General features: G+C 72.1%; 12 protein-coding genes. 10 read left to right on the forward strand and 2 right to left on the reverse strand.

Going from position 1 to position 13,633, the window contains the following annotated elements:
• Positions 1-91: 91 nt before the first annotated feature.
• The 3 genes from ASF17_RS06740 to holA are packed head-to-tail and all read left to right on the forward strand — an operon-like array spanning position 92 to position 4,247.
• Entirely contained in the window at positions 92-787 is a 696-nt protein-coding gene (locus ASF17_RS06740; protein ID WP_055796948.1) for a ComEA family DNA-binding protein, read from the forward strand.
• 14 nt (positions 788-801) lie between these two features.
• On the forward strand, positions 802-3,303 hold the full coding sequence (locus tag ASF17_RS06745) for a ComEC/Rec2 family competence protein (RefSeq protein ID WP_156357329.1): 2,502 nt from the start codon (positions 802-804) through the stop codon (positions 3,301-3,303).
• A complete protein-coding gene (holA, locus tag ASF17_RS06750) occupies positions 3,213-4,247 on the forward strand; it encodes a DNA polymerase III subunit delta (protein ID WP_055796954.1) in 1,035 nt (344 codons plus the stop codon). The genes ASF17_RS06745 and holA overlap by 91 nt, the downstream gene beginning before the upstream one ends.
• Positions 4,248-4,385: 138 nt before the next feature.
• Here holA and rpsT read toward each other — a convergent pair whose 3' ends face one another.
• Positions 4,386-4,646, reverse strand: a complete 261-nt coding sequence (rpsT, locus tag ASF17_RS06755) for a 30S ribosomal protein S20 (RefSeq protein WP_055796955.1) — start codon at positions 4,644-4,646, stop codon at positions 4,386-4,388.
• Between the two features lie 244 nt (positions 4,647-4,890).
• Here rpsT and ASF17_RS06760 point away from each other — a divergent pair, with 244 nt between their 5' ends.
• From ASF17_RS06760 to hemW, 4 genes are all read left to right on the forward strand, one after another.
• Entirely contained in the window at positions 4,891-6,036 is a 1,146-nt protein-coding gene (locus ASF17_RS06760; protein WP_055796958.1) for a pyridoxal phosphate-dependent aminotransferase, read from the forward strand.
• Between the two features lie 66 nt (positions 6,037-6,102).
• Positions 6,103-7,953, forward strand: coding sequence for a translation elongation factor 4 (gene lepA, locus ASF17_RS06765; protein ID WP_055796961.1), 1,851 nt, complete (start codon positions 6,103-6,105; stop codon positions 7,951-7,953).
• Positions 7,954-7,957: 4 nt separating this feature from the next.
• Positions 7,958-8,713 (forward strand): DUF1990 family protein, encoded by a 756-nt coding sequence (locus tag ASF17_RS06770; protein WP_082475124.1) that lies wholly within the window; start codon positions 7,958-7,960, stop codon positions 8,711-8,713.
• A gap of 2 nt (positions 8,714-8,715) precedes the next feature.
• On the forward strand, positions 8,716-9,942 hold the full coding sequence (hemW, locus tag ASF17_RS06775; RefSeq protein WP_055796965.1) for a radical SAM family heme chaperone HemW: 1,227 nt from the start codon (positions 8,716-8,718) through the stop codon (positions 9,940-9,942).
• 88 nt (positions 9,943-10,030) lie between these two features.
• Here the strand turns inward: hemW and ASF17_RS06780 are convergent, their stop codons facing one another.
• Positions 10,031-10,507, reverse strand: coding sequence for a DUF4870 domain-containing protein (locus tag ASF17_RS06780; protein ID WP_326934174.1), 477 nt, complete (start codon positions 10,505-10,507; stop codon positions 10,031-10,033).
• 145 nt (positions 10,508-10,652) lie between these two features.
• On the opposite strand from ASF17_RS06780, the gene hrcA reads away from it, so the two are divergent.
• From hrcA to ASF17_RS06795, 3 genes are all read left to right on the forward strand, one after another.
• On the forward strand, positions 10,653-11,675 hold the full coding sequence (gene hrcA / locus ASF17_RS06785) for a heat-inducible transcriptional repressor HrcA (RefSeq protein ID WP_055796972.1): 1,023 nt from the start codon (positions 10,653-10,655) through the stop codon (positions 11,673-11,675).
• A 73-nt stretch (positions 11,676-11,748) separates the two neighbouring features.
• Complete coding sequence (gene dnaJ / locus ASF17_RS06790) at positions 11,749-12,855, forward strand: molecular chaperone DnaJ (protein WP_055796975.1); 1,107 nt, start codon at positions 11,749-11,751, stop codon at positions 12,853-12,855.
• 2 nt (positions 12,856-12,857) lie between these two features.
• Positions 12,858-13,589, forward strand: coding sequence for a 16S rRNA (uracil(1498)-N(3))-methyltransferase (locus tag ASF17_RS06795; protein ID WP_055796978.1), 732 nt, complete (start codon positions 12,858-12,860; stop codon positions 13,587-13,589).
• The last annotated feature ends 44 nt before the right edge of the window (positions 13,590-13,633 follow it).

Consider the following 13,633-nt stretch of genomic DNA (forward strand, 5'->3'; position numbering starts at 1 on the left):
GCGTCCTCACCGTCCGCGACGGCCGCTCTGGTTTCCCCAGGGCGGCCGTCGTCGTCCGCGGGGGTCGTCGGGCGACTCGTAGCGTGCCGCCATGACCGTCTCGTTCAGCAGCGCCCCCGACCCGTCGCGGGGTCCGCGCTGGCGCGTGGGGGTCGGCGCGGCCGTGGTGCTCGTGCTCGCGGCGCTCGTCGTCACCGTCGTCGTCTCCGCGCTCTCCACGGCAGGAGGCGCGGGGACGATCGCGGTCACGTCGCCTCCGTCGTCGGGCGCGTCCGACGCCGTGGCGGGCGGACCGGACGGCGCGCCGTCCGGCGGGGTGGAGGCCGCGGGCGGCGTCCTCTTCGTCCATGTGCACGGCGCGGTGGTCTCGCCGGGGCTCTACGAGCTGCCGGCCGGTTCGCGGGTGGTCGACGTCGTGGCCGCCGCGGGCGGCTTCGGCGACGGCGCCGATCAGGCCGGGGTGAACCTCGCCCGACCGGTCGTCGACGGCGAGCAGCTGCGGGTGCCCGCCGTGGGCGAGCCCGCCGCCGAGGCGGCCGAGGGGGGAGGGGCGGGCGGTGCCGCTGAACCGGCGTCCGGGGGTGCCGCCACCGGGGGTGCCGTCGATCTGAATCTCGCCGACGACGCCGCGCTGCAGAGCCTTCCGGGTGTCGGCCCGGCGACCGCCGGCGCGATCCTCGACTGGCGCGAGGAGAACGGCGTGTTCCGCTCGGTCGACGATCTGCTCGGCGTGCCCGGCATCGGCGAGAAGACCCTCGAGAGGCTCCGCCCGCTGGTGACGGTGTGAACGACGCGCGGCCGATGCTCGACATCCGGTGGGCCGTGCCCACGGGGGTCGCCTGGGCGGCGCTCGTCGCGCTGCTGCCGTTCCCCGCACGGCTCGGACCGGCGGCGGTCGCCCTCGGCGTCGTGACGCTCGTCTCCCTGGCCGCCGCGGTCGTCGTCGCCCGCCGCCGCGAAGCATCCCGGGAGGCGCGGGGCGCCACAGCGGCACCCGGCCGCCTCCTGGCGACGCTCGTGCTCGTCGCACTCGGCGCCGGTCTCGCCGCCCTGCTCATCGCCGGCGCCGCCGTCCGCCACGACACCCGGTACCCGCCCGATCTCGTGGCCCTCGTGGGCCACACCGTCGAACTCGAGGGCACGGCGTCGGAACGCGTGACGGCGGCGTCTCGTGTCGCGGCGCTCGACGCCCGCTCCGTCACCAGCGGCGACCGGGCGTGGCACGGACGCGTGTCGGTCCTGGTGCTCGGCCCGCGGACGACCGACCCCGTCGAGGCGGGTCAGCGGGTCGGCCTGCGCGCGACGGTGCTGCCCGTCGAGCCGGGCGGGGACACCCCGTTCGTGGTCGCGGCCCGCGGCGCCCTGCGACCCGGCGAGCCCGCGTCGGGACTCGCCGGGCGGGCCGAGGCGATGCGCGCCTCCTTCCGGGACGTCACCGCGGGACTCTCCGGCGACGGGGCCGCCCTCCTGCCCGGACTCGCGATCGGCGACACCTCGGCCGTGCCCGACGACCTGACCGAGGCGATGCGGACGTCGTCCCTGTCGCATCTCACGGCCGTGTCGGGCTCGAACTGCGCGGTGCTCGTCGCGCTCACCATGCTGGTCGGGGGAGCGCTCGGCGTGCCGCGGGTCGTCCGCGTGGCGGCGGCGGCGGCGGTGCTCCTGGCGTTCCTCGTGCTCGTGACCCCCGACGCGAGCATCGTCCGGGCGACCATCATGGCCCTCGTCGTGCTCGGCCATCTGGCCGGCTCGAGACCGGTCTCCGGGCTTCCCGTGGTCGCGGTCGCCGTGACGGGCATGCTCCTGGCCGACCCGTGGATCTCGCGGAGCCTCGGCTTCGCGCTCTCGGTGCTCGCGACGGCGGGCCTCGTGGTCCTCGCCGCGCCGCTGGCACGTCTCCTCTCCCGCATCATGCCCGAGCCCCTCGCGCTCGTCCTGGCCGTGCCGATCGCGGCCCAGCTCGCCTGCGGCCCGGTGCTGCTCCTCCTCGACCCCGGGCTGCCGCTCCACGGCGTCGCCGCGAACGTGCTCGCCGAGCCCGCCGCGCCGGTGGCCACCGTGCTCGGACTGATCGTGTGCGTGCTCGCAGGGTGGGCGCCGGGGCCGGCGGCGCTGGTGGCCCAGGTCGCGTGGGCGCCGGCCTCTTGGGTCGCCGCGGTGGCGCGCTCCGTGGCGACCTGGCCGGCGGCACGCATCGACTGGGGGCAGGGGGTCGTGGCGGTGGGGCTCCTGTCGGTGCTGACCGCCCTGATCGTCGTGATCGTCCTGGCCCGTCGCTCCGGCCCCCTCCGACGGGCGGCCGCGACGGCTCTCGTGGCCGTCGTCGTCATCGCCGGAGGCGCGGTGGCGGGACGGGTCGTCGGCGCGCGCAGCAGCGTCCCGGGCGACTGGGCGGTCGCCCAGTGCGATGTCGGGCAGGGCGACGCCGTCCTCGTCCGCAGCGCGGGTCGGGTGGCCCTGATCGACGCGGGCGACGACGAGGAGGCCCTGACCCGCTGCCTCGGCCTCTTCGGCGTGGATCGGCTCGATCTGCTCGTCCTCACCCACTTCGACTCCGACCACATCGGGGCCGTGGCCGTCGTGGCCGAGCGCGCCGACGTCGCCCTCGTCGGCCCGGTGGGGCGGAGGGCCGACGAGCAGGTCGTCGAGAGCCTGCGGGCCGCCGGGGTGCGCGTCGTCGACGCCCGGGCCGGCACGCACGGCGAGCTGGGGGGCCTCCGCTGGGAGGTCCTCTGGCCGTCCGCGACCGGCTCGTCGCCGGCGCCGGGCAACGGGGCCAGCCTCGTGACGCGCTTCCGGCCGTCGGACGGGTGCCGGGCGGGATGCCCGGACCTCGTCGGTCTCGGCGATCTCGGCGAGGTCGAGCAGCGTCGCCTGCGGGCGACCGGCACCCTCGCGGGCCCGATCGACGTCGTCAAGGTCGCGCACCACGGCTCGGCGGATCAGGACGCCGCGCTGTACGACGCGCTGGGCGCGCCGGTCGCGCTCATCGGGGTGGGGGCCGACAACACCTACGGGCACCCGACGGCCCCGCTGCTCGAGGTCCTCGCGGAGACGTCCGCCGCCGTCGCCCGCTCCGACCTCGACGGATCCGCGGCCGTGATGGTCGACGACGGCGGGCTCCGTCTGTGGCGGGAGCGCGCCTCCTCGTCGGAGGCCTCGTCTACGCTGGTCGCGGCGTCCGTTCCGCATCCGGTCGCCGGAGGAGGACCGTGGCCGCGCGAGCGAGTGCCAAGCCGGCGAAGAAGACCGGTGTCGCCATCGACCAGGTCGGGTGGGACCGCATCCGGCCCGCCGCCGTGATCCTCGTCAGCGGCCCCGAGCAGTTCCTCGCCGATCGTGCCGTCCGGCAGCTGCGCGACCAGCTCACCGCCGAGGACCCGAGTCTCGAGGTCCATGATCTCGAGGCCGACCACTACCAGCCCGGCGAGCTGATCACCCTGGCCAGCCCGTCGCTGTTCGCCGAGCCGCGTCTCATCCGCGTGGCCACCATCGAGAAGTGCACCGACGCGTTCCTCACCGAGACGCTGCGGTACCTCGAGTCGCCCGCCGACGACACCTATCTCGTGCTGCGCCACGGCGGGGGAGTCCGGGGCAAGAAGCTGCTCGACACGATCCGCTCGGGCACGGGTCAGGGCATCGAGGTCGTCTGCGCCGAGCTGAAGAAGGACACCGAGAAGCTCGACTTCGCCGCCGCCGAATTCGCGGCCGAGCGCCGGCGGGCGACCTCGGGCGCGTTGCGCGCCCTCGTCACCGCGTTCTCCGACGACCTCGCCGAACTCGCCAGCGCGTGCCAGCAGCTCATCTCGGACGCCGCCGAGGAGATCACCGAGGCGACGGTCGAGAAGTACTACGAGGGGCGCGTCGAGACGAACGCGTTCAAGGTCGCCGACGCGGCCGTCGCGGGGCGACAGGGCGAGGCCCTCGTGCTGCTGCGTCATGCGCTCGCGTCCGGCGCCGACCCCGTGCCGGTCGTCGCGGCGTTCGCCATGAAGATCCGGGGCATGGCCAAGGTGCACGGCGCGTACGGGCCGTCTGGCCAGCTGGCCTCGCAGCTCGGCATGGCGCCCTGGCAGGTCGACCGTGCGCAGCGGGAGGTCCGAGGCTGGAGTGAAGCCGGCCTCGGGCGATGCATCGAGGTCGTGGCCGAGACCGATGCGGCCGTCAAGGGCGCCGAGCGCGACGCGATCTACGCGCTCGAGCGCATGGTGACGACCATCTCCATGCGGGGCGACCGGCCCCGCTGAGCGACCCGTCGGCCGCCCGCCCTGAGCGATCCGTTCGGCGGCTGCGCCGAGATCGGCTCGCCGGCTGCGCTGGCCCGCCCGTCAGACGACGAAGGCCCCGTCTCGATCGAGACGGGGCCTTCGGACGGGTTCGGCGACTCAGAGAGCGCTGACCTGCTTCGCGATCGACGACTTGCGGTTCGCGGCCTGGTTCTGGTGGATGACGCCCTTGCTGGCGGCCTTGTCGAGCTTCTTCGAGGCGAGGAGGAGAGCCGAGGTGGCCTTGTCCTTGTCGCCGGCGGTGATCGCCTCGCGCGTGGCGCGGACGGCCGTCTTGAGCTCGCTCTTGACGGCGCGGTTGCGGTCCTGGGCCTTCTTGTTGGTGCCGATGCGCTTGATCTGCGACTTGATGTTTGCCACGTGAACTACTTTCTGGATTCTGTGTCTCGGACGATGTGCGCCAGCCGAGCGTCCGACCGACTCTCGTCGATCGACCCGGTGCTGCCGCCGGTGATGGCCACCGGAGCGGCTCTCGGCTGCGATCGCGTTCCGCCCGTGTCAGACGTAACGCGCAAGCCAACAGGCAACGTTACCAGCAGGCGGCCCGAGTCTCAACGAACGGACGTCGTGCGGCGCGCCGTGTCGTGCGTAGTACCGTGCCATCATGCCCCAGCTCGCCCCGCACATGACGACCGTGCCCGCCTCGGGGATCCGCCGGATCTTCGAGATCGCCGCCCAGCTCGACGACGTCGACATGCTCGTCATCGGCGAACCGGACGTCCCGGTCGCCCGCCACATCGGCGACGCGGCTCGTCGGGCGTGGTCCGACGACCGCACGAACTACACGGCGAACGGCGGCATCGCACCGCTCCGCGAGGCCCTCGTCGCCAAGCTCGCCCGCGAGAACGACCTGCACGTCGACGTCGAGCAGGTCTGGGTCACGATCGGCGGGACGCAGGCGCTGCACCAGACCATGGGGCTGTTGCTCGCGGCGGGCGACGAGGTGCTCGTGCCCGATCCCGGGTACACGACCTTCACGATGAACGCGCGCATGCTCGACGCGGTGCCGGTGCCGTACGTGCTCACGCCGGCCAACGGGTTCGAGCCCGACGTCGACGAGCTGGACCGCCTGGTCGGCGACCGGACGCGCGCGATCGTGGTCAACTCCCCGTCCAATCCGCTCGGCGTCGTGTACTCCGAGCAGACCCTCGCGCGCCTCCTCGACTTCGCCCGCCGTCACGACCTCTGGGTGATCAGCGACGAGGTCTACGAGTACTTCACCTACGGGTCGAAGCACGTCAGCATCGCGTCGCTCGATCACGACGACAGGGTCTTCAGCGTCTTCTCCCTGAGCAAGACGTACGCGATGACCGGAGTCCGCGTGGGCTACCTCGTGACGCCGAAGGGCCTCGCCGAGACGATGCGGACCGTCCAGGAGGCGCAGATCAGCTGCGTCGCCGAACCCGACCAGCACGCCGCCCTCGCCGCCGTCGTGGGCGACCATCAGCCGGTCGCGGACGCGCGCGAGCACTACCGGCGGAACCTCGACCTCGCCACGGCCCTGCTCGACGAGCGCGGAATCCACTACCTCGAGCCGACGGGAGCCTTCTACCTCTGGATCGACGTGTCGCACGCGTCGGGGGGCGACGTCGCGTCATGGGCCGAGCGGCTGCTGCTCGCCGAGCGCGTGGCCGTCGCGCCCGGCAGCGCCTTCGGTCGCAGCGGCGAGGGGTGGATCCGCGTCTGCCTGGCCACCGAGCCCGAGGTCCTCACCCGGGGCCTGTCGAAGCTGCCGGCGCCGACGGCCTGAACCCGGATCCCCGGCTCGCCGTGGGAGAATCGACGGAACCCCCGCCCAACACCCCCTGAGGATCGTGTGAGCCCCCTAGCATCCCGTGCACTGCAGCCGGCGTCGACGCCGCCCGAGTCGCTCCGCAACTTCTGCATCATCGCCCACATCGACCACGGCAAGTCGACCCTCGCCGACCGCATGCTGGGCATCACCGGCGTCGTGGAGGACCGGGCGATGCGCGCCCAGTACCTCGACCGCATGGACATCGAGCGCGAGCGCGGCATCACGATCAAGAGCCAGGCCGTGCGCATGCCGTGGGAGCGCGACGGGAAGACCTTCGCGCTCAACATGATCGACACCCCCGGTCACGTCGACTTCAGCTACGAGGTCAGCCGCTCGCTGGCGGCCTGCGAGGGCGCGATCCTCCTCGTCGACGCCGCGCAGGGCATCGAGGCCCAGACCCTGGCGAACCTCTACCTGGCGCTCGAGAACGACCTCGAGATCATCCCCGTGCTCAACAAGATCGACCTGCCGGCCGCCGACCCCGAGAAGTACGCGGCCGAGCTGGCCGGTCTGATCGGCGGCGACCCCGACGACGTGCTCCGCGTGAGCGGCAAGACGGGCATGGGCGTCGAAGAGCTGCTCGACCGGGTCGTCGACCGCATCCCGTCGCCGAAGGGCGACTTCGACGCCTCGCCGCGCGCCATGATCTTCGACTCCGTGTACGACAGCTACCGCGGCGTCGTCACCTACATCCGGATGATCGACGGCACCCTGAACCCTCGCGAGAAGGTCCAGATGATGTCGACGAAGTCGACGCACGAGATCCTCGAGATCGGCGTCTCCTCGCCCGAGCCGACCCCCAGCCAGGGCCTCTCGGTCGGCGAGGTCGGGTACCTCATCACCGGCGTCAAAGACGTGCGGCTGTCGAAGGTGGGCGACACGGTCACGACGGCGGCGAAGCCCGCGACGGAGGCGCTGGCCGGCTACGTCGAGCCCCTCCCGATGGTCTACTCGGGTCTCTACCCGATCGACGGCAGCGACTACCCGGATCTCCGCGAGGCGCTCGACAAGCTGAAGCTGTCCGACGCCGCCCTGGTCTACGAGCCCGAGACGTCGGTCGCCCTCGGGTTCGGCTTCCGCTGCGGGTTCCTCGGGCTGCTGCACCTCGAGATCATCACCGAGCGTCTCGAGCGCGAGTTCGGTCTCGACCTGATCACGACGGCGCCCAGCGTCGTCTACGAGGTCACGACCGACGACAGGAAGACCGTGACGGTGACGAACCCGAGCGAGTTCCCGGGCGGCAAGATCGCCAGCGTCAGCGAGCCCATGGTCAAGGCCGCGATCCTGGCGCCGAAGGACTACGTCGGCGTCATCATGGAGCTCTGCCAGCAGCGGCGGGGCAACCTCCTCGGCATGGAGTACCTCGGCGAGGACCGCGTCGAGATCCGCTACTCCATCCCGCTCGGCGAGATCGTCTTCGACTTCTTCGACAGCCTGAAGTCGAAGACCGCCGGGTACGCGAGCCTCGACTACGAGCCGATCGGCGATCAGGAGGCCGACCTCGTCAAGGTCGACATCCTGCTGCAGGGCGAGACCGTCGACGCGTTCAGCGCGATCGTGCACCGCGACAAGGCCTACGCCTACGGCGTCCTGATGACGGGGCGCCTCCGCGAGCTGATCCCGCGTCAGCAGTTCGAGGTGCCCATCCAGGCCGCCATCGGCGCGCGCATCATCGCCCGCGAGAGCATCCGGGCCATGCGGAAGGACGTCCTGGCGAAGTGCTACGGCGGCGACATCTCGAGGAAGCGCAAGCTGCTCGAGAAGCAGAAGGAGGGCAAGAAGCGCATGAAGACCATCGGACGTGTCGAGGTGCCTCAGGAGGCCTTCATCGCCGCCCTGTCGGGCGACACGGAGAAGAAGGACAAGAAGTAGTCGCATGAGACGCGCGACGTACACAGAGACCCGCACGACGTACGGCGAGGTCGGAGCCACGCAGGCGCCCGACCTCATGCAGTACCCGCCGAGCGGATTCACCCCCGCCGAGTACCGCACGCGCGTCGGACACGGCGACGCCCGGTTCGAGGCGGCGTGGATCGCGACCATGACCTGGCAGATCCAGCGTCGCAGCGGCATCGAGGTGCGGGTCGACGACGTGCCGCCCCTCGAGGAGGGCCAGTACTCGCCGGTCACCTTCGACGAGAACGGCGCCCCGGTCGACGCCGCCCACTGGACCCGCTCCGCCGACGAGGCGCGCTTCGCACCCGACGGCACCCCGCTGCTGACGGCGGGCACCACCGCGACCCTCACCATCGAGGCCTACGGTCGCAAGGTCGAGGCTCCCGTGCGCGTCGTCTACGTGATCGACGAGCCCAAGCGCAAGGGCTTCGCCTACGGCACGCTCGACGGTCACCCCGAGAGCGGCGAGGAGTCCTGGATCGTCGACCAGACCGACGACGGCTCGGTCTGGCTGTCGATCCGGTCGTTCTCCCGCCCCTCGTCGCTCCGCTGGAAGCTCGTCGAGCCGTTCATGAAGCGCACGCAGGCCCTCTACACGCGACGCTATCTGCGCTCCCTGTCGATCGCCGAGCCCGGGCCCGAGCCCGAGACGGACCTCGACGCGGCGGCGATCACGGCGGCCGAGGCCCCGGAGACCGCTCCCGAAGACCCGACCCTGCGTCGGCTGGACGACTGAGGGTGCCGAGCACCCTCCCGCTCGGCGACCCGGCGCCCGTCGACGGCGCGCTCCCGTCGTCCGTGGTCGCCGGGGCCGATCGGCGCGACTTCGGCGTCTACCTGCACGTCCCCTTCTGCCGCGTCCGCTGCGGGTACTGCGACTTCAACACGTACACGGGCGATGAGCTGCGCGGTGCCAAGCGAGACGACTACGCCGCGCAGGCCGTGGCCGAGGTGGCCCTCGCCGGTCGCGTCCTGGCCGAGGCCGGTCTGCCGGCGAGGCCCGCGTCGACCGTCTTCTTCGGCGGCGGCACGCCCACGATGCTGCCGCAGACCGACCTGGCCGAGATGCTGCACGCCGTCGTCGGCACCTGGGGCCTCGTCGACGGCGCCGAGGTGACGACCGAGGCGAACCCCGACAGTGTCGACGCCGAGTACCTGCACGCCCTCAAGGCCTCCGGGTTCACCCGGGTCAGCTTCGGCATGCAGTCCGCGGTGCCGAGCGTGCTGGCGACCCTCGAGCGCACCCATGACCCCGAGCGCATCCCGCTCGTCGTCGAGTGGGCCCGTGAGGCGGGGCTCGACGTCAGCCTCGACCTGATCTACGGCACCCCCGGCGAGACCCTGGCCGACTGGGAGCGCTCGCTCGACGTCGCTCTCGCGCAACAGCCCGACCACCTGTCGGCCTACGCCCTCATCGTCGAGGACGGCACGAAGCTCGCTCGGCAGATCCGGCGGGGCGAGGTGGCGACGCCCGACGACGATCTCGCCGCCGACATGTACGAGCTCGCCGACGACCGCCTCGCCGCCGCCGGGTACGACTGGTACGAGGTGAGCAACTGGTCTCGGGGCGCCGAGCACCGCTCGCGTCACAACCTCGCCTACTGGCAGGGGCACGACTGGTGGGGCGTCGGACCGGGGGCGCACAGCCACGTCGGGGGAGTCCGCTGGTGGAACGTCAAGCACCCGGCGGCCTACCAGCAGCGCATGACGGCCGAGCAGTCGCCCGGCGCCGGCCGCGAGACCCTCGACGACGAGACCCGCCGCGTCGAGCGCGTGCTGCTCGGGGTGCGCATCCGCGAGGGGCTCGCCGTGGCCGAACTCGACGACGAGGGACGTCAGGCCGTCGCCGGTCTCATCGCCGACGGCTGGGTCGAGGGTCGCCCCGCCCTCCAGGGGCGTGTCGTGCTGACCCGCGAGGGCCGGCTCATGGCCGACGCGGTCGTCCGCCGCCTCCTGCCCTCGTAGCACCGGCCCCGGCGCTCCCGCGAGCCGGACGGACGACGAAGGGCGCGCCTCCTTCTCGGGAGGCGCGCCCTCGATCCGTCGCCGGGCCTCAGCTCTTGATGAACTCGAAGGTCAGCGGGTACTTGTAGTACTGGCCGCGGTTGGCGGCGACGGCGGCGATGATCGAGAAGATCACGATGACGACGCCGGCGGCGAAGCCGGTGATGGCCCCGATGATGATGACGCTGAGCAGGCCCGAGGCGACGAGCACGATGGCCATGGTGATCTGGAAGTTCAGGGCGACACGGGTGTGCTCGCGGATGAACGGGCCGCGGTCCTTCAGGACGAGGTAGCCCACCAGCGCGGGGACGATCCAGAACAGGATGCCGCCGAGGTGGATCAGCGTCGCCCAGAGCTTCTCGTCCTCCGGGCGCATCGGAGGGACCGAGGGCTGGCCCTGTTGACCGTAGGGCGGCTGTCCGTACTGCGGCTGGCCGGAGGGCTGCTGTCCGTGGTGAGGCTGCTGGCCGTACGGCTGCTGGCCCGCGCCGGGGTCGTTCGGTTGCGAAGGAGGCATGTCGGTCATGGCCATCACCCTAGGGCAGCGCGGTGTCCGGGAGTAGGACCGCGGGCGGAGGTGACGTAGGATTGGCAGTCTGGTACGGCGAGTGCCAGGCAGGCCGGGGGCCCGACCGGATCGGTCACGGCCCGAGCGGAGAGAGAGGTGCGGCGTGGTCTCGGAGCGCGGACTCGAAGTCCTCCGTGTCATCGTGCACGACTACGTCGCGTCGAGGGAACCCGTCGGCTCGAAGTCGATCGTCGAGCGCCACCAGTTCGGCGTCTCGGCCGCCACGATCCGCAACGACATGGCCCTCCTCGAAGAGGAGGAGCTGATCACGGCTCCGCACACCTCGTCGGGTCGCGTGCCCACCGACAAGGGGTACCGCCTCTTCGTCAACGAGCTGGCCGACCTCCGACCGCTCACGGCCGCGCAGCGGCAGGCCATCGAGACCTTCCTCGGCGACTCGACCGATCTCGACGAGGTCCTCGGGCGCACGGTCAGACTGCTCTCGCAGCTGACGAATCAGGTCGCCCTCGTCCAGTACCCGTCGTTCTCCCGCGCCCGGGTCCGCCACATCGAGCTGGTCAGCCTCGGCGAGTCGAAGGTCATGACCGTCCTCATCACCGACAGCGGCCAGGTCGAGCAGCGGATCATCGATCTCCCGACGCCGGTCGACGAGGCCTTCCTGTCCGAGCTGCGCGCCTCGGTCAACGCCGCGGTCGGCGGTGCCGCGCTCAGCGACGCCGCGCGATCGCTCAGCGACCTGCCCGAGCGGTTCCGCCCCGATCTGGCCGCGATGGTCCGACGCGTCGTCGCGAGTCTCGTCGAGCAGCTGGCCGCCGGCCGTCAGGACCGGCTCGTCATGGCCGGCGCGGCGAACCTCGTCCGCACCGAGGACGATTTCAGCGGCAGCCTCTATCCTGTGCTCGAGGCCATCGAAGAGCAGGTCGCGCTGTTGCGGCTCTTCGGCGAGATGCAGCTCGACGCGGTCGACGTGGTGGCGAGCATCGGCCGCGAGAACGCGTCCTTCGGACTCGCGCAGACGTCCGTGCTCGCCAGCGGCTACACGTCCTCGGGCAGCGAGATCGCCCGGATCGGCGTGCTCGGGCCGCTGCGCATGGACTACTCGTCGAACATGGCGGCGGTCCGCGCGGTGGCGCGTTACCTCTCGTCGACGCTCGACGAGCGCTGACACGATCCGCGCCTCCTCGGCTCCCCTTCCCCCTCCCATCTTCAGCACCGACATCAAGAGGTAGACCAAACAAGTGGCAGATCATTACGACGTGCTCGGAGTCGACCGGACGGCGTCGCCGGACGAGATCAAGAAGGCCTACCGCCGACTCGCCCGCGAGCTCCACCCCGATGTGAACCCCAGCGCCGACGCCTCCGAGCGCTTCAAGGACGTCACGCACGCGTACGACGTCCTCAGCGACCCGCAGCAGCGCGAGCGCTACGACCTCGGACCGCAGGCCGGCTTCGGCGGCGGCGGGGGAGCCGGCTTCGGCGACATCTTCGACGCGTTCTTCGGCGGCGGGGGAGGCGGGCAGCGTCAGGGGCCCCGGTCGCGACGCGAGCGCGGGCAGGACGCCCTCCTGCGCCTCGAGGTCGAGCTCGACGACATCGTCTTCGGCACGAAGCGCGACATCGAGGTCGACACGGCCGTCCTCTGCGAGACCTGCAACGGATCCTGCTGCGCTCCCGGCACCTCGCCGCAGACCTGCGACATCTGCAACGGCTCGGGCCAGATCCAGCGGACGGTCCGCTCGCTGCTCGGCAACGTCATGACCTCGAGCCCGTGCGGCACCTGCCGCGGCTACGGCACCGTCATCCCGAACCCGTGCCCCACCTGCCAGGGTCAGGGTCGCGTGCGCGCTCGTCGCACGATCCCCATCGACATCCCCGCCGGCGTCGACACCGGTCTCCGCCTGCAGCTGCCCGGTCAGGGCGAGGTCGGTCAGGCCGGCGGCCCCAACGGCGACCTGTACCTCGAGGTCAAGGTCAAGCACCACGACACCTACAGCCGCGACGGCGACGACCTGCTCGCGACCCTCGAGGTGCAGATGGCCGATGCGATCCTCGGCACCGCGACGACGCTGCCCGGCATCGACGGCGACGTCGAGCTCGAGATCAAGCCGGGCACGCAGAGCGCGGACATCATCACCATCCGCGACCGCGGCGTCACGAAGCTCCGCGGAACGGGGCGCGGTGACCTCAAGATCGGGATCCAGGTCGTCACCCCCACGAAGCTCAGCCACAAAGAGCGCGAGCTCATCGAGAAGTTCGCATCGGGACGTCGCCACCAGGGGCCCGAGCTGTCGCAGTTCCAGCAGGGTCTGTTCGGCAAGCTGCGCGACCGCTTCCTGAACTTCTGATCGTGGCGCACTCCTACCTCGTCGAGGCGCTCGACGACGCGACCGTCGGCGGCGAGGTCGTCCTGGCGGGAGCCGAGGCGCGTCACGCCGTGACCGTCAGCCGGGTCCGCGTCGCCGATCCGCTCCGGGTCGGCAACGGCCGGGGTCTCGTCGTGGAGGGGACCGTGCAGGAGGCGCGGGCCGACCGGGTGGTCATGATCGCGGAGTCCGTCGTCCACCACGTCCGGCCCGAGGTGACGATCGGCCTGGTGCAGGCCCTCGCCAAGGGCGACCGCGACGAGCTCGCCGTGCAGGCGGCGACCGAGCTGGGGGTCGACGAGGTCGTGCCGTGGTCGGCGTCGCGGAGCGTGTCCCGCTGGGAGGGCCCGAAGATCGAGAAGGGGCTGGCGCGGTGGGGCGCCATCACCCGGGAGGCCACCAAGCAGGCCGTGCGGCCCTGGGGCCCTGAGGTGACCGGCCTGGCGACGACGAAGGCGATCGCGGCCCGGGCCGGGGCCGAGCGGGTGCTCGTCCTCGAGCCGACCGCCGAGGTGGCGCTGTCCGCGGTCGACCTGACCGGCGCCTCCTCGGTGCTCGTCGTCGTCGGGCCCGAGGGCGGGGTCTCTCCCGCCGAGCTCGAGACGCTCACGGCGGGAGGCGCGACGCCCGTGCGGCTCGGCGACTCCGTGCTGCGGACCTCGACGGCCGGACCGGCGGCCATCGCCGTGCTCAGCGTGCGGCTCGGGCGCTGGTGACCGGTCCGACGACGATCGTCGAGACCGGCGGGATGTCGGCGGCC

It is taken from the genome of Frigoribacterium sp. Leaf263, assembly GCF_001422285.1.
Lineage (GTDB): Bacteria > Actinomycetota > Actinomycetes > Actinomycetales > Microbacteriaceae > Frigoribacterium.